This window comes from Camelimonas abortus, from assembly GCF_042432745.1.
GTDB lineage: Bacteria > Pseudomonadota > Alphaproteobacteria > Rhizobiales > Beijerinckiaceae > Camelimonas > Camelimonas abortus.
Map to the genome: position 1 here is coordinate 2510698 of NZ_JBHLWR010000006.1, position 15932 is coordinate 2526629.

Genomic DNA, 15932 nt, shown 5'->3' on the forward strand with positions numbered 1-15932 from the left:
TCCGCTCAGGCCGCCAGATGGCTGATCACGGCGTTGAGCAGGGGAAAGCCCCTGTCCGTGACGGCGAGGCGATCTCCGTCGAGGCGGACCAGTCCTTCGTCGGCCAGCTGGCGGATGCGCTCCTGGTCCGGCAGGCGCCCGGCGAGCATGGCGAAACGGGAGAGCAGAATTCCCTCCTTCAGCCGCAGCCCCATCACCAGAAATTCGTCGCCCTGGGCGTCGGCGCCGAGCAGTTCGCATTCGCTCAGCCCGTGACCCTGCCGCTCCACCATGTCCAGCCAGGTTTCCGGCGCCAGTTCGGTGGCGGTGGCGAGGCGCCCCTGCGGCCCCACCTGGCGGCCGTGCGCCCCGGGCCCGACGCCGGCGTATTCGCCATAGCGCCAGTACAGGAGGTTATGCCGGCTCTCCGCCCCCGGACGGGCGTGGTTGGAGACCTCATAGGCGGGCAGGCCGCGGCGGGCGCAGGTCTCCTGGGTCACGTCCCACAGCGCCCGCGCCAGATCCTCGTCCGGCGTCTTCAGCCTGCCGGCCTGGTGGAGCCGGTCGAACCAGGTGCCCGGCTCGATGGTCAGCTGGTACAGCGACAGGTGCTCCACGGCGTGGGAGATGGCCTGCTCCAGTTCGGCGCGCCATGCCTGCGGCGTCTGGTCCGGCCGGGCGTAGATCAGGTCGAAGGAGTAACGGTCGAAAATGTCCGCCGCCACGCGCACCGCAGCCAGCGCCTCGGCGGTGCCGTGCAGGCGTCCCAGCCGCTTCAGGTCCGGATCATTGAGCGCCTGCACGCCCAGCGACACGCGGTTGACGCCGGCGGCGCGGTAGTCGCGGAAGCGGCCGGCCTCGACGCTGGTGGGGTTGGCCTCCAGCGTGATCTCGGCGTCCGGGGCCACCGGCCACAGGGCGGCGATGGCGTCGATGATCGCCGCCACCGTGCGTCCCTGCATCAGCGACGGCGTGCCGCCGCCAAAGAAAATGCTGGTGACGGTCCGCTCCGGGGTGATCGCCGCCCGGTGGGCGAGCTCCGCGCGAAAGGCGGCCAGAAAGCGCGCCTCGTCCACCGGCGCGCGCCGCACATGGCTGTTGAAGTCGCAATAGGGGCATTTCGAGGCGCAGAACGGCCAGTGCACGTAGACGCCGAATCCGGCGTCGAAAGGCGGACGCCCCGCTGCGGCCGCGGCCGTCGGGGCGATGTCAGTCCGGGTGAGCATGAGGGGCCGTATCCTGTGGCTGTGGCGCGGCGCGCCGTCGGGACCGCTGGTTCCGGGAGCGCTGCGCCGCCTGGGGAGCGCCCTGCTCCGGACCATCCGGGACCAGGGCGGGCTTACGTGGCGGCGAGCTGGCAATGGGCGCAGGTTCCATCGATCTCGACGATCTTGGCGGAGGGCCGGAAACCCGAGCGCTGGAGGGCGTCGCCGATGGCGGCGTTGATGCCGGAGGACTCCACCTCGTCCACGCCGCCGCAGCGGGTACAGATGAGAAACATGGTGACTTCGCCGTCGCAATGGTCATGCGGACAGGCGATGAAGGCGTTGCGCGTCACCAGCCGGTGCACGAAGCCCTGTTCGGTGAGGAACTCCAGCACCCGGTATACGGTGATCGGCGCCACGCGCCGCCCCGTACGGGCGGCGAGCGCCTCCGCAAGGTCATAGGCGCCGAGCGGCCGGTGGGTTTCGTACAGCGCCTCCAGCACCGAGCGGCGCAGGTCGGTGAGCCGCACGCCGCGCTCGCGGCACAGCCGCTCGGCCCGGGCGAGGGCGGCCGGCGCCTGCAGCGCCCGCTCCGTCGCATGGGCGCAGCCGTCTGCATGACCGGCGTGGCCGTGGCTGTGATGGTGGGCGGCCGCATGATCATGATCGTGCGTTGCGCCGCGAGAGTGCCCTTTGCCCATGGTTTTCCGTCCGCCGGGCGGAGCGCCCGTCGCCGCGCCGCGCGCCGTTGCGGCGATCCCCCCGCCCGCGCGACAGGCGACAACATAACATCATCGCGCCGGCGCGGCCATGACCGGGCGGGCGGCGCGCCTCAGTCCCGTCGCAGCCGCCACACGCAGGTGCGCTTGATCTCGCTGTCCTCCAGCTCCCGCGTGACCGGCACCTCATATGTCGCCGCCTGGACGAGGCGCTCCTTCGGCAGGTAGGAGCGGCCGGGATCGCCGATCAGCACCTCGGCGCCGCGGCCGGCGAGCGCCTCCAGCCAGGCGATCACTCGCGCGGCGAGGTCGCGCTCGTAGCAGATGTCGCCGGCAAGGATCACGTCCCAGCCGTCATCGACCCAGCTGGCGTCGGTCCATGCGCCGTCTTTCTGTTCGCCCAGCAGGTTGCGGCCGCTGGTCCGCAGCGAGACGCCGTTAAGCGCGGCGTTGAGGCGGATGGCGCTGAGGGAAAACGGATCAATGTCCACCGCCTCGACCTCGGCCGCGCCGGCGCGGGCGGCGGCGATGCCGACGATGCCGGAGCCGGAGGCGAAATCGAGCACGCGCTTGCCGGCCACCAGCTGCGGATTGTCGAGGATATGGCGGGCGAGCGCCTGCCCCCCAGCCCAGGCGAAGGCCCAGAACGGCGGCGGCAGGCCGATCTCGCCCAGCTCTTCCTCGGTCTTGCGCCACAGGTCGGTGGCCTCGGTGGCCAGATAGAGGGTGATTTCCGGCGCATGCGGAACGGCGGCCGGCGCCGTGTGCGCGCGGATGAAGGCGTCGTGGTCGTCGATCCTGACGGGAGCAGACGTCGCGTCGCTCATCTCCTGTCTCCCCCGTTCCTCGCCAGCAGCGCGGCGTACATGGCTTTCACCCGGTCCATGACATGCCGTTCGGTAAAGCCTGAAAGCAGGCGTTCGCGGGCGTTGGCGCCGCAGGCGAGGGTGAGCGCGCGGTCGGCGGCCAGCCGCTGGAGCCGCTCGGCGAGGGCGGCCGCGTCGTCTGGCGGGACCACGAAGCCGTCGACGCCGTCGCGCACGAACAGCCGGCATCCCGGCACGTCGGTGGTGACGATGGCCCGGCCGCAGGCGGCCGCCTCCAGCAGCGTGCGCGGCAGGCCCTCGCCGCCGCGTGACGGCAGCAGCGCCACATGATGGTCGCGCCACACGCCCGGTATGTCGCTGGTGCGGCCGCGCCAGCTGATCCCGGGCGTCTCGCCCCACGCCCGGAGCGTGGCTTCAGGAATCGCGCGCGGATTGGACGGGTCCGGCGCGCCGTACAGCGAAAGCGTCACGTCTGCTCCGCGCGCGCGCGCGCGGAGCACCGCCTCCACGGCGAGGTCAACGCCCTTGGACCACAGCATGCGCGCCACCACCGCCACGCGCAACGTCGGCTCTTCCGGCTGCGGCGCCGGCGTGAAAACGTCGGGATCGACGCCGGCGCCGCCGACGATCACCACGCGCGGATCGTCCGCGGTGAGGCCGAGGTCGGCGGCGTCGTCGGGGTTCTCCAGCAGATAGCAGGTAGCGGCGTTCTCCAGCGGACCGCGCACCAGGGCGCGGATGAGGCTGGCTGCGCCGCGGCCCAGCGCGTCGCGGCGCGCGCCGAGAAAGCCAAGGCCGGTGAGCGCGTACACCCGGCGCGACACCCCCGCCAGCCGCGCCGCCACGCCGCCCACGAGGATCGAACGCAGCGCGATCATGTGCAGGATGTCGGGGCGGACCTCGCGCAGTATGGCCGCGAGCCGCGCCACATTGGCGGCGACGGCGACGGGGTTGAGGCTGCGCCGCTCGGCCTCCAGCGGGATCACGCGCGCGCCGGTCGCCTCAATCGTCGCGCGGTGGTCGCGCACGCGGGTGATGACCGCCACCTCAAGCCCCATCTCCCGCGCCGCCCGCGCCATCGGCAGGAAGTGCGAGCAGAAAAACCAGTCTTCGGTCACCAGAAAGGCGAGGGTCGGCGCGCGCGCGCCGCCGGTCGCGGAAGCCGGGCCGGGAGCGCTGGCGGAAGGAGATGCGGGCAATTCTGTCGTCTCTGCTTTCTGTCTTCTCCGTCCGCGGCCGGCCCCGGGCCTGACGCCGGGCGCCGGAGCAGCGGGAGCGGGGGGCTCAGAACGCCTTGAAGGTGATCAGCGTGCGCGTGTCGGCGATGCCCGGAATGGGCTGCACCTGCTCGGCGACGAAATGGCCGATGTCGACGTCGCGGTCCACGTGGAACTTGGCGATAATGTCGAAGTCGCCGGCGATGGAATAGATCTCGGAGGCGATCTCGCGGTCAGCCAGGGCGCTGGCCACGTTGTATGTCTGGCCGAGTTTGCATTTGATCTGCACGAAGAAGGTCTGCATGCCTGCCGCTCGCTGGTTGCCGGGGCGCGCCCCCGCCCGCCGGGCGGGGCCGGCGCGTCCCTGACGCAGGCTGCGGAAAAGGCCTCTCGCCTTCGCCGCAGGATGCGCGTTGCCGGAAAAACGGGGGCGCGCGCCGGACGGTCCTGACGCCTCCCCGCCAATGCCGCCGGCGCGCGGCGCACATGTGGCCGCCGGCGCCGGCGACGCCCGTGGCGTTGTTAGCATGCGGCCCGGGCTGAAAGAAGCCGCGCCGTCCGGAAGCGGAAGGCGCGCCGTTCCGTCCCGTCGCCTCGCGGCCTCAGATCTGGTCCAGCGCCGCGTGCAGGTCGGCGATGAGGTCTTCGTGGTGCTCAAGCCCCACCGAGAGGCGCAGCAGCCCGTCGGTCACGCCCATGGCGGCGCGCGCGGCGTCGTCGAAGCGCTGGTGGGTGGTGGTGGCCGGATGGGTGATCAGGCTCTTGGCGTCGCCGAGATTGTTGGAGATCTTCACCACCTGCAGGGCGTTCATGAAGCGGAACGCGCCCGCCTTGCCGCCCTTCACCTCCAGCGCGATCAGGTTGGAGCCGCCGCGCATCTGCCGCCGGATCAGCTCCGCCTGCGGATGGTCCGGGCGGCCCGGATAGATCAGGCGCGTCACCATGGGGTGGCTGGCGAGCGCGTCGGCCACGGCCGCGGCGTTGGCGGTCTGCTGGCGCACGCGCACCGCCAGCGTCTCCAGCCCTTTCAGCATCACCCAGGCGTTGAACGGCGACATGGCCGGGCCAGTCTGGCGCAGGAAGTTGAAAACATGCGCCTGGATGAAGGCCTCCGACCCCAGGATCACGCCGCCAAGACAGCGCCCCTGACCGTCAATGTGTTTGGTGGTGGAGTAGACGACGCAGTCTGCGCCCAGCTCCAGCGGGCTCTGCCACAGCGGCGTCGCGAACACGTTGTCGACGACCAGCGTGCCGCCCACCGAATGGACGATGTCGGCCACGGCGGCGATGTCGACGATGCCAAGCGTGGGATTGGCCGGGCTCTCGATGAGGGCGGTTCTGGTGTTGGGCCGCACGGCGGCGCGCCACTGGTCGAGGTCCTCGCCGTCCACCAGCGTGGTCTCCACGCCGAAGCGGGGCAACAGCTCGTCGGTCAGCCAGCGCGAGGAGCCGAACAGCGCCTTCGCCGCCACCACATGGTCGCCGGCCCTCACCTGGGCGAGGATGGCGGCGGTGACGGCGGCCATGCCGGAGGCGGTGGCGCGGGCGGCCTCCGCCCCCTCCAGCGCGGCCATGCGCCGCTCGAACATCTCGATGGTGGGGTTGGAGAAGCGCGCGTACAGGTAGCCCTCGCTCTCCCCCCTGAAGCGCGCCTCGCACTCTTCGGCGGTCTGGTAAACGTGCCCCTGGGTGAGGAACAGGGCTTCCGACGTCTCGCCGTACTGGGACCGCAGCGATCCCGCGTGCACGAGGCGGGTTTCCGGATGAAGGGGGCGCTTGCTTGTCGTCACGATCGTCTCCCGACAGCATGGTCTCCGGCGGGCGGAAACCGGTGATCCGGCGTGCGCCGGCATCGCTCCGTCGGAGCCAGGGTGGGAGCACGCCGCCCCACGCCGCGACCCGGGCGGACATGAAAAAACCCGGCCAGGCGGGCCGGGTCGTCCTGAAAAGCGTCCTCGGCCCTTTAGCGAATTATTTAACGTGGCTGCAAGCCGGCCGGCCAAATCACCACGATGCGCCCGTGACTTACGCCTGCGCCCGGGCGACGTCAAGTCAGGGTCGCGCGGCGTTCCGGTCGCAGGTCGCCCGGGCGCCGCGCGGCGGCCCGTCGCGCCAGCCGCGCGTCAGTAAACCGGAGCGGTGATCACCCCGCTTTCCGTCGTCACCACCCAGAGGTCGCCGCGACGGCTGATGCCGAGGATGCGGCCCAGACCGCGCACGTACTGCCCCCGCCGCGCCTCGACGAGGCCGGAGCCGCGCCCCTCCAGCACGGCGACGCCGCCAGTGACGTTATGCAGCACCCAGCCGCGCACCGGAACGGCGGGCGCGGCGCCCGGCGGCTCCGGAACCGCCGCCGGCGGCAGCATGGCGACGCCGTCGTCCTCCGGACCGTAGCCTGGCCGCGGGTAGGGCTGCGGGCGCGGCGGGACCGGCGCTGGCGCGCGAGACGCGGCCGGAGCTGACGTCGCCGCTGGCGCGGAAGCGCCCGCGCTGCGCGGCGCCAGGCTCGCAACCCGCTGCTCCAGCGCCTCCAGCTTGCGGTTGATCGCGGCGATGCTCTCGCTGTTGCTGCGGCTGTCCGCCTGCTGGCCGGCCGGCGCGCCGCGCTGCTTCGCCAGCTCGGCCAGCTTCTGCTCGATGGCTTTCAGCCGGTCGTCGCCCTCCGCCGGTTGCGGGGCGGCGGCCAGTTTCTGCTCCAGCGCGTCAATACGCGCCGAAAGGGCGGCGATCCGGTCCGGTTCGGCGGCGCGGCTGGCGGCCTCCGCCCGCTGCTTCTCCAGTTCCTCCAGCGCCGTCGCCACCTTGCCGTCGCGGTCGTCGCTCCCCTGGGGGGCGGGATAGAACAGCGCCGTCACCGCCAGCGCCGCCAGCACGCCGCCGGCCGCGCCCAGCAGCGCGGCGCGCAGCGCGCCGCCGCCCGGGCCGACCGCCGCCGCGCCGGCCGCTTCGCGGTCCTTGCGTCCGGGCGACCAGTCAGCCTTCGGTTCGGCGGGGCGGCAGGGCGCGCCGGCGCGCTGGTCGCGGGTTACAACCGGCGTCGGCGCGGCGCCGTCGGCGACGGGCGTCGCGGCGGACGCGGGCGTTCCCTCGCCGGGGCCGCTCCCGTCCGTCCCACTCCCGGCGACAGGGGGCGCCGCGGCCGCTCCGGCTTCATTCCTGTCCGCGCTCCTGCTCCTGTCCGCGCCGCTGTCCGCAGGCTTCGCGCCGGAAGGCTTCGCCGCCGCAGACTTCCGCCCTTTCGCCGGGGACGGCGCGGCGTCGGCGGAGCCGCCATCCAGGGCAGGCGCTGCGTCCGCGGCGGCGCCCTTCGTCGCACGGCGGGCCGCCTTCGTGGCGTCGCGCCGTCCGGCGCCGGCGGTCTTCGCGCCGCCGTCGCCGGTCGCCTTGTTGGTCGCCTTGTCATTCTGGGGCCGGGAGGTGTCTCCGTCCCGGTTCTTCGCCTCAGCCATGGTTCACCGTTTTCCCGGTCGCGGGCGCCCGGTGGATAAACCGGGGCCGGCATGCGGACATCAGGATGATCGCGCCGCCCCAGGGCTGTCGCTGGGTAACGTGACGGCAGCATTCGTTGCGGTCAGGCAATGCGCGAGGGGCTTTCCGCCGGTTTCCGGCCAGCGCCCGGCGCGCCTTCCGCGTGTCCTGATAAAGCCGCCATTCCTGGCCGTTTCAGGGCGATGGCGCGGCGCCCATGCGCCGGCCGCCGGCCACGCGCCGCCGTCGCGCCGCCGCGCAGGGGCCCGCTGGCAGGGGCGCAGGCGAATCAGCGGCGCCAATTATCCTCCGTCCGAATGTCGAATTGTGGCGCCGGGCTGTTCACAACATGCTGTTGGACAATTGCCAGGGGCAGCGGCCCGATTCGGCGGCGCTGCCTTGACAAGTCGCTGGAAAGCAAGGTCATTAGCGTTCCCGCCAAGGTGTTGACGTATGCGTTTGCGTCAATCCTGCCGGGATCTGGACACGGGCCTGCGCCCGTTTTGGGAGGCCGAATATGGCGGAATTGGTCAATAAATGCGCCCGCGCCGGACGGTACGTCATGGCTGCTGTGGCGGCGTCGGCGCTGGTCGCTGGCGGCGCTTTCGCGCAGGCGACTGACAAGCCCGCAGCCGGGAAATTTTCGGACAACGTCGTGCGCATCGGCGTGCTCAACGACCAGTCCGGCGTTTACGCGGATTTCGGCGGGAAGGGCTCGGTGGCGGCGGCCCGTCTCGCCATTGAGGAGTTCGGCGGCAAGGTGCTCGGCGTTCCGGTCGAGCTGGTTGACGCGGACCACCAGAACAAGGCGGACATCGCCTCGGCCATCGCCCGCCAGTGGTATGACTCTGACAAGGTGGACGCCATCGTCGAGCTCACCACCTCGTCGGCGGCCCTCGCCGTGCAGCAGCTGACGCGCGAGAAGAAACGCATCAACATCGTCACCGGCGCGGCCACGGCGGAGCTCACCGGCAAGCAGTGCTCGCCCTACGGCTTCCACTGGGCCTTCGACACCTACGCCATGGCCAAGGCCGTTGGCGGCGCGCTCGTGGACAATGGCGGCAAGGACTGGTTCTTCCTGACCGCCGACTACGCCTTCGGCCATTCGCTCGAGGAGCAGACGGCGAAATTCGTGAAGTCGCGCGGCGGCCGCGTGCTCGGCCAGGTGCGGCACCCGCTGAACACCACTGACTTCTCCTCCTTCCTGCTGCAGGCGCAGAATTCGGGCGCCAACGTCGTCGGCCTCGCCAACGCCGGCATGGACACCTCCAACGCCATCAAGGCCGCGGCGGAGTTCGGCATCGTCGAGGGCGGCCAGAAGCTGGCCTCGCTGCTCGTAACCCTGGCCGAGGTGCACGGTCTCGGCCTGCCGGCCGCCAACGGCCTGGTGCTGTCGGAAGGCTATTACTGGGATCTTGACGACAAGGCGCGCGAATTCGGCGAGCGCTACATGAAGGTCACCGGCCGCATGCCGAACATGGTCCAGGCGGGCACCTATTCGGCCGTGCGCCAGTATCTGAAGGCCGTTGAGGCGGCCGGCACCGACGACGCCGACGCCGTGGCCGCGAAACTGCGCGAAATGCCGGTTGAAGACGCCTTCAGCCGTAACGGCAAAGTGCTGGCCAACGGCCGCATGATCCACGACATGTATCTTTTTGAGGTCAAGAAGCCCTCGGAAAGCAAGAAACCCTTCGATTATTACAAGCTCCTGGCGACCATTCCGGGCGATCAGGCTTTCATGACCGTCGAGGAGAGCGGCTGCCCGCTGGCGAAATGAAATGACGACACAGGAAAAACACAACAGCAGCGCCGCCGCCCCTGGCGGCGGCCCGGGCGACGGCGTCGTGCTGTCGGCGAGGGGGCTGACCAAGGAGTTCAAGGGCTTCGTGGCGGTCAAGGACGTGAACCTGTCGATCCGGGAGGGCTCCATCCACGCCCTCATCGGACCGAACGGCGCCGGCAAGACCACCTGCTTCAACCTGCTCACCAAGTTCCTGCAGCCGACCCGCGGCGTCATCACCTATCGCGGCCGCGACATCACCGGCCTGCCGCCGGCGGAGATCGCGCGCATGGGCGTGGTGCGCTCGTTCCAGATTTCGGCCGTGTTCCCCAGCCTGTCCGTGCTGGAGAACGTGCGCATCGCCCTGCAGCGGCCGGGCCATCTCGCCACCCAGTTCTGGAGGTCGGAGAAGGCGCTTTCGGTGCTCAACGACCGGGCGTTCGAGCTGGTGAAGTCCGTGGGGCTCGAGCATTACGTCAGTCACATCGCCGGCGAGCTGTCCTACGGCCGCAAGCGCGCGCTCGAGCTGGCCACCACCCTGGCGCTCGAGCCCGACGTGATGCTGCTGGACGAGCCCATGGCCGGCATGGCCCACGAGGACATCGGTCACATCGCCGAGCTGATCAAGGAGGCCGCCCGCGGCCGCACCGTGGTGATGGTGGAGCACAACCTGCACGTGGTGGAGGACCTGTGCGACGCCGTCACCGTGCTGCAGCGCGGCGAAATCCTCGCCGAGGGCGATTACGAGACCGTCAGCCAGGACCCTCGCGTCCGTGAAGCCTACATGGGGTCCGACGATGACTGAGCCGCTGCTTGAGGTGAAAGGCCTCCAGGCCTGGTATGGCGAAAGCCATGTGCTGCATGGCGTCGACCTTGAGGTTTACCGGGGCGAGACGGTCACGCTGCTGGGACGCAACGGCGCCGGCAAGACCACGACGCTGAAGTCGATCATGGGCGTGCTGCGCAGGCGTCAGGGCTCCATCCGCCTGAACGGCAGGGACCTGATGGGGCTGCCGCTGCACAAGATCGCCTATACCGGTCTTGGCTTCGTGCCGGAGGAGCGCGGCATCTTCTCCTCGCTCAGCGTGCATGAAAATCTGATGCTGCCGCCGAAGGTGGCCGACGGCGGCTTCACCCTCGACGAGATCTACGAGCTGTTCCCCAACCTCGCGGAGCGCCGCAACAGCCAGGGAACCAAGCTTTCCGGCGGCGAGCAGCAGATGCTGGCCATCGCGCGCATCCTGCGCACCGGCGCCACCATCCTGCTGCTCGACGAGCCGACCGAGGGCCTCGCGCCGGTGATCATCCAGCGCATCGGCGACGTCATCCGCGCCCTCAAGAAGAAGGGCATGACCATCCTCCTGGTCGAGCAGAACTTCCGTTTCGCCCGCAAGGTGGCCGACCGCTTCTACGTGATGGAAGACGGCCACATGATCGACTCGTTCCGGGCGGACGAGCTCGAGGGCCGGATGGAAAGCCTCAACGAAACTCTCGGTCTGTAAGGCGCTCCACGCATGGTCACCGTCTTTGGAATCTCAATGCCGGCCCTGATGGGGCAGCTGCTTATCGGCCTCATCAACGGCTCGTTCTACGCCATGCTGAGTCTTGGCCTCGCGGTCATTTTCGGCATGCTTCGCGTCATCAACTTCGCGCACGGCGCGCAGTACATGCTGGGCGCCTTCTTCGCCTGGTTCCTGCTCCGTTACGCGGGCATCGGCTTCTGGCCGGCGCTGGTGCTGGCGCCGCTCGGCGTCGCGCTGGTCGGCGTGGTCATCGAGAAGCTGCTGCTGTCCCGCATCTACAACCTCGACCACCTGTACGGCCTGTTGCTGACCTTCGGCCTGGCCCTCGTCATCGAGGGCATGTTCCGTCACTGGTACGGCACGTCCGGCCAGCCCTACTCGATCCCCTCCACCTTCCAGGGCGCCTACAACCTCGGTTTCATGATCCTGCCGAAGTACCGCGCCTTCGTGATCGTGGCGTCGATGGTGGTGTGCCTCGCCACCTGGCTGCTGATCGAGAAGACCAAGTTCGGCGCCTATCTGCGCGCCGCAACCGAAAACCCGACGCTCGTCCAGGCCTTCGGCGTGAACGTGCCGCGGCTGCTCACGCTCACCTACGCCATCGGCGCGGGTCTGGCGGCGCTGGCCGGCGTGCTGGCGGCTCCCGTGTACCAGGTGAGCCCGCTCATGGGCCAGAACATCGTCATCATCGTGTTCGCGGTGGTGGTGATCGGCGGCATGGGCTCGATCATGGGCGCGGTCGTGACCGGCTACGTGCTGGGCCTGGTGGAGGGCCTCACCAAGGTCTTCTATCCGGAGGCCTCCAGCACGGTCATCTTCGTCATCATGGTGCTGGTGCTGCTTCTGCGCCCGGCCGGCCTGTTCGGGAAGGAATAAACAATGGCTACGAAAGCCGTCTCACCGAACGCTGCGGATGTGGCTGTCGGGAACAAGACCTCATCGCGCACCGTGGCGCTGATCATCATCGGCCTGCTGGTGATCCTTGTCGCGCCGTTCCTCGTCTATCCCGTCTTCGTCATGAAGGTGTTGTGCTTCGCCCTGTTCGCGGCGGCGTTCAATCTCCTTCTTGGCTATGTCGGCCTGCTCTCCTTCGGCCACGCCGCCTTCTTCGGCGGCGCCGCCTACATCAGCGCCCACGCCATCAAGGTGTGGGGCTTCCCGCCGGAAATCGCCATTCTCACCGGCACCGCCTTCGCGGCGCTCATGGGGCTGGTGTTCGGCTATGTGGCCATCAAGCGCCAGGGCATCTATTTCGCCATGATCACCATGGCGCTGGCGCAGATGTTCTACTTCTTCTGCCTGCAGGCGCCGTTCACCGGCGGCGAGGACGGCATCCAGGGCGTGCCGCGCGGCAAGCTCTTCGGCTTCATCGACCTCGCCAATCCCTACAACATCTACTACTTCGTCGCGGCGGTGTTCCTCATCGGCTTCGCCTTCCTGTGGCGTGTGGTGCATTCGCCCTTCGGCTCGATCCTCAAGGCCATCCGTGAGAACGAGCAGCGCGCCATTTCGCTCGGTTACCGCGTCTCGCGCTACAAGCTGGGCGCCTTCGTCATCTCGGCGACGCTGGCGGGCCTTGCGGGCGCCACCAAGGCGCTGGTGTTCCAGCTGGCCTCGCTGACCGACGTGGGCTTCCAGATGTCCGGCGAGGTGGTGCTGATGACCCTGCTCGGCGGCATCGGCACGCTGATGGGGCCAATCATCGGCGCCGTGCTGGTGGTGAGCCTGGAGAACTATCTCGCCACCTCGTCGCTGCCGGTTCCGGTGGTGATCGGCACGATCTTCGTGATCTGCGTGCTGGTGTTCCGCCGCGGCATCGTCGGCGAGTTCAACGCCTTCATGGATCGCAAGCGCGGCTGAGCCCGCGCCGGCGACCAGAGCCGCCAGTGACAAAGGCCCGGAGCGATCCGGGCCTTTTCCTTGCCTGGCTCTTTTCGCCAGCGCCAGCGGCGGCCGCCTCCTGCCCCCGGCCTGGCCGGCGATCACACGCCGAGATAGACCTGACGGATATAGTCGTCGCCCTGCATCTCCTTCGCGCTGCCTTCGCGCACGGCGCGGCCGTGCTCCAGCACATAGGCGCGGTCGACGATGGCGAGGGTCGAGGCGGCGTCCTGCTCCACGATCAGGATCGCCATGCCGCGGTTCCGTATCTCGGCGATGGAGTCGAAGATCTGCATTTTAAGCTTGTGGGCGATGCCGACGGAGGGCTCGTCCAGCAGCAGCAGCCTGGGCCGGCCCATCAGGGCGCGGCCGATGGCTACCATCTGCTGCTCGCCGCCGGAGAGGGTGCTGGCCTGCTGGTCGCGACGCTGGCGCAGCACCGGAAACAGGCCGTAGACCATCTCCAGGTCGCGCGCCACCTCATCCCTGTCCTGTCGCAGATAGGCGCCCAGCTCGAGGTTCTTCAGCACCGAGAGCTCCGGGAACAGCCGCCGCCCTTCGGGACAGTGGCAGATGCCGCGCGCCACCAGCCGGTGGGCCGGCGCGCCGGCGATGTCCTGGCCGTCGAAGCGGATGACGCCCGTATAGGGCAGGGTTCCGGAGATGGCGCGCAGCAGCGTGGTCTTGCCGGCGCCGTTGGGCCCCAGAACCCCCACCAGCTCGCCCGCCTGCACGGTCAGGGAGATGGACTCGATCGCCAGGGCCTTGCCGTAGCGAACCTGCAGGTCGCGGATTTCAAGCAGCGTCACCGGCGTCCTCCTTCCGCCCGATATAGGCCTCCACCACGCGCGGATTGCGCACGATGTCGGACGGCGCGCCGACTCCGATCACCTCGCCGAAGTCGAGCGCGATGACGCGCGAGGTCAGCGCCATGAACTCGCGCAGCTTGTGCTCGATGATGAGAATGGTGAGCCCCTCCTCATCGTGCAGGCGGCGGATCAGCTCCGAGAGCGGCGCGATCTCGCTGGAGCCGAGGCCGGCGAAAGGCTCGTCCAGCAGCAGCAGCCGCGGCTGGGTGGCCAGCGCACGGGCGATCTCCAGCCGCCGCAGGTCGCCGTAGGGCAGGATCTCCACCGGCCCGTAAGCCTTGTCGCGCAGCCCCACCAGCTCGAGGATCTCCAGGGCGCGCGCTTCGCCATGGGCGTGATGGCGCACCCTGGGCGCCTGGCTCGCCACCAGCAGGTTCTCCACCACCGTCATGCCGAGGAACGGACGGGTCAGCTGGAAGGTGCGCGCCAGCCCGTGGTTCACCACCCGCCATGGCGCGAGGCCGCGGATGGAGCGCCCGTCGAAGATCACCTCGCCGGAATCCGGCGGAATGAAGCCGGTGATGAGGTTGAACAGGGTGGTCTTGCCGGCGCCGTTGGGGCCAAGGATGCCGACGATCTCGCCGGAGCCGACGGTGAAGCTCACGTCCTTCACCGCCACCAGGCCGCCGAAGCGTTTGCGCAGGTCGCGGACTTCAAGCAGCGGCGCGCTCATCGCCGTCCTCCCGTCAGCCGTCGCCACAAGGGAGCCACCAGTCCGCCCGGCAGGAAGAACAGGATGAAGATCAGCACCAGGGTGTAGATCCACAGCCGGTACTCGCCGAAGCCGCGCAGCATTTCGGTAAGCAGCGTCAGCAGGATGGCGCCGATCGCCGGCCCCCAGATCGTGCCCATGCCGCCCACATAGACCATGATGATCACGGTGATGGAGGTCACCACCGAAAACAGCGGCGGGCTCACCTGAAGCTGGTAGTGGGCGTAGAGCGCTCCGCCCAGTCCGGCGAAGGCCGCGCTCACCGCCAGCGAGGCGATCTTGTAAAAGGTGATGTTGATGCCGGAGGCCTGGCAGGCGGCCTCGTCGCCGCGGATCGCCCGCAGCAGCAGGCCCCAGTTCGACTGCGCCGCCAGCGTCAGTATGGCGACGGTGACCACCATGACCGCCAGCACGAACCAGTAATAGTGCAGCGGGTCATGGACCAGCGGCTCAAGGCCGTAGATGCCCTCCTCGCCGCCGGTGTACTCCCAGAAAATCAGCATCAGCCGCTGCATGATGGCGGCGGCCGAGAGCATCGCCAGGGCGAAATAGGGCCCGCGCAGCCGCAGCGTCGGGAACCCCACCAACAGCGCGAACGCCACCGCCACCACCACCGAGAGCGGCAGGCTGAGCCACGGACTGGCCATCCAGATGCTGGAAAGGAAGCCGGCGGTGTAGGCGCCCGCGCCGATGAACAGCGAATGGCCGAAGTTCTCACGGCCGGTGAGGCCGGACATGAAGTCCCAGCTGCTCGCCCAGATGGCGTAGATGACGCACACGGTGAGCACGCCGGTGAGATAGCTGGAGTCAAACCACAGCGGCGTCAGCGCCAGCACGGCGATGGCGGCGGCGGCTCCGGCCAGGTCGACAGGTCTCGCCGCCATGTCAGAACGCCGCCCTGCGGCCAAACAGGCCAGCCGGCCTGATAACAAGGGTAACGACGACGGCGACCAGCGAAACCAGCTCCGTCCATGACGTAGAGATGAGATAAGCCACGATCGTCTCCGAATAGCCGAGCATGAGCGCCGCCACGATGCTGCCGGGGATGGAGCCGAGACCGCCGACGATGACGATGGCGAATGCCTTCACCATCGGCAGCAGGCCCATCGTCGGCTGCACGGTGAGGAAGGGGGCGACCATGATGCCGGCCAGCGCCGCCGTGCCGGCGGAGATCGCCATCACCAGAGAGAAGATCCGGTCGGTGGGGATGCCCATGTAGCGGGCGGCTTCGGCGTCCTGTGACACGGCCAGGATCGCCGCGCCCAGCCGCGTGCGCTGGATGAACAGCCACAGGCCGCCGAGCACCACGACGCCGACGGCCAGGGCCAGCAGGCGCTGGCCGGAAATGTCGACGCCGAAAATGCTGACCTTGTCCGCGACAAAGGACGGCACGTTGCGGTATTCGGAGCCGTAGATCAGGAACAGCGCCTGCTCCACCGCCAGCGACACCGCCAGCGTGATCATCAGCACCGAGAGCTGTGAGTGGCGCAGCGGCCGCACCAGAAACCGCTCCATGGCCACGCCGAAGGCGGCGACGAACAGCACCGAGAGCACGGCGGCCGGCAGCAGCGGCAGGCCGGCGACGATGGTGAGCGTGTAGGCTGCGTAAGCTCCGAGGGCGTAAAACGCGCCATGCGCCAGGTTGAGGATGCGGGCGACGCCGAAGATCAGCGTGAAGCCCACGGCGAGCATGGCGTAGATGGCGCTTGTGACCGCGCCGTAGACGAGAATCTGGAGCATGATCATCCCTGC

General features: G+C 69.3%; 16 protein-coding genes and 1 riboswitch. Of the genes, 5 read left to right on the forward strand and 11 right to left on the reverse strand.

Annotated elements, in window-relative coordinates; translation table 11 throughout:
• Nucleotides 1-5: 5 nt before the first annotated feature.
• From hemW to ACFFJB_RS13195, 7 genes are all read right to left on the reverse strand, one after another.
• On the reverse strand, nucleotides 6-1205 hold the full coding sequence (gene hemW / locus ACFFJB_RS13165; protein WP_376831919.1) for a radical SAM family heme chaperone HemW: 1200 nt from the start codon (nucleotides 1203-1205) through the stop codon (nucleotides 6-8).
• Nucleotides 1206-1318: 113 nt separating this feature from the next.
• Nucleotides 1319-1885, reverse strand: coding sequence for a Fur family transcriptional regulator (locus tag ACFFJB_RS13170; RefSeq protein WP_376831921.1), 567 nt, complete (start codon nucleotides 1883-1885; stop codon nucleotides 1319-1321).
• Between the two features lie 131 nt (nucleotides 1886-2016).
• The gene (locus ACFFJB_RS13175) at nucleotides 2017-2730 is read right to left on the reverse strand and encodes a class I SAM-dependent methyltransferase (protein WP_376831923.1); all 714 of its coding nucleotides are present in this window, start codon (nucleotides 2728-2730) and stop codon (nucleotides 2017-2019) included.
• Nucleotides 2727-3929, reverse strand: a complete 1203-nt coding sequence (locus ACFFJB_RS13180) for a glycosyltransferase family 4 protein (protein WP_376831925.1) — start codon at nucleotides 3927-3929, stop codon at nucleotides 2727-2729. The genes ACFFJB_RS13175 and ACFFJB_RS13180 overlap by 4 nt, the downstream gene beginning before the upstream one ends.
• Before the next feature lie 85 nt (nucleotides 3930-4014).
• Nucleotides 4015-4251 carry an Lrp/AsnC ligand binding domain-containing protein gene (locus tag ACFFJB_RS13185; RefSeq protein WP_376831927.1) on the reverse strand — a complete coding sequence of 79 codons (237 nt, stop codon included), beginning with the start codon at nucleotides 4249-4251 and terminating at the stop codon, nucleotides 4015-4017.
• Nucleotides 4252-4549: 298 nt separating this feature from the next.
• Entirely contained in the window at nucleotides 4550-5737 is a 1188-nt protein-coding gene (locus ACFFJB_RS13190; RefSeq protein WP_376831929.1) for an O-succinylhomoserine sulfhydrylase, read from the reverse strand.
• A 153-nt stretch (nucleotides 5738-5890) separates the two neighbouring features.
• A riboswitch (SAM riboswitch) is annotated at nucleotides 5891-5968 on the reverse strand.
• A 102-nt stretch (nucleotides 5969-6070) separates the two neighbouring features.
• The gene (locus ACFFJB_RS13195; RefSeq protein ID WP_376831931.1) at nucleotides 6071-7396 is read right to left on the reverse strand and encodes a hypothetical protein; all 1326 of its coding nucleotides are present in this window, start codon (nucleotides 7394-7396) and stop codon (nucleotides 6071-6073) included.
• A gap of 581 nt (nucleotides 7397-7977) precedes the next feature.
• Here ACFFJB_RS13195 and ACFFJB_RS13200 point away from each other — a divergent pair.
• From ACFFJB_RS13200 to ACFFJB_RS13220, 5 genes are read left to right on the forward strand one after another with little or no spacing between them, the layout of a single operon-like run.
• Nucleotides 7978-9192 (forward strand): ABC transporter substrate-binding protein, encoded by a 1215-nt coding sequence (locus ACFFJB_RS13200; RefSeq protein WP_376831933.1) that lies wholly within the window; start codon nucleotides 7978-7980, stop codon nucleotides 9190-9192.
• Nucleotide 9193: 1 nt separating this feature from the next.
• Nucleotides 9194-10000, forward strand: a complete 807-nt coding sequence (locus ACFFJB_RS13205) for an ABC transporter ATP-binding protein (protein ID WP_376831935.1) — start codon at nucleotides 9194-9196, stop codon at nucleotides 9998-10000.
• Complete coding sequence (locus ACFFJB_RS13210; RefSeq protein ID WP_376831937.1) at nucleotides 9993-10697, forward strand: ABC transporter ATP-binding protein; 705 nt, start codon at nucleotides 9993-9995, stop codon at nucleotides 10695-10697. Before ACFFJB_RS13205 ends, ACFFJB_RS13210 begins: the two co-directional genes overlap by 8 nt.
• Before the next feature lie 12 nt (nucleotides 10698-10709).
• Nucleotides 10710-11594: a branched-chain amino acid ABC transporter permease gene (locus ACFFJB_RS13215; RefSeq protein ID WP_376831939.1), complete on the forward strand. Its 885-nt coding sequence runs from the start codon at nucleotides 10710-10712 to the stop codon at nucleotides 11592-11594.
• 3 nt (nucleotides 11595-11597) lie between these two features.
• On the forward strand, nucleotides 11598-12578 hold the full coding sequence (locus ACFFJB_RS13220) for a branched-chain amino acid ABC transporter permease (protein WP_376831941.1): 981 nt from the start codon (nucleotides 11598-11600) through the stop codon (nucleotides 12576-12578).
• A 122-nt stretch (nucleotides 12579-12700) separates the two neighbouring features.
• Here ACFFJB_RS13220 and ACFFJB_RS13225 read toward each other — a convergent pair whose 3' ends face one another.
• From ACFFJB_RS13225 to ACFFJB_RS13240, 4 genes are read right to left on the reverse strand one after another with little or no spacing between them, the layout of a single operon-like run.
• Nucleotides 12701-13402 carry an ABC transporter ATP-binding protein gene (locus tag ACFFJB_RS13225; RefSeq protein WP_376832704.1) on the reverse strand — a complete coding sequence of 234 codons (702 nt, stop codon included), beginning with the start codon at nucleotides 13400-13402 and terminating at the stop codon, nucleotides 12701-12703.
• Complete coding sequence (locus ACFFJB_RS13230) at nucleotides 13395-14141, reverse strand: ABC transporter ATP-binding protein (RefSeq protein WP_376831943.1); 747 nt, start codon at nucleotides 14139-14141, stop codon at nucleotides 13395-13397. Before ACFFJB_RS13230 ends, ACFFJB_RS13225 begins: the two co-directional genes overlap by 8 nt.
• Entirely contained in the window at nucleotides 14138-15064 is a 927-nt protein-coding gene (locus ACFFJB_RS13235) for a branched-chain amino acid ABC transporter permease (protein ID WP_376831945.1), read from the reverse strand. Before ACFFJB_RS13235 ends, ACFFJB_RS13230 begins: the two co-directional genes overlap by 4 nt.
• Before the next feature lies 1 nt (nucleotide 15065).
• The gene (locus tag ACFFJB_RS13240; protein WP_376831947.1) at nucleotides 15066-15920 is read right to left on the reverse strand and encodes a branched-chain amino acid ABC transporter permease; all 855 of its coding nucleotides are present in this window, start codon (nucleotides 15918-15920) and stop codon (nucleotides 15066-15068) included.
• Between the last annotated feature and the right edge of the window lie 12 nt (nucleotides 15921-15932).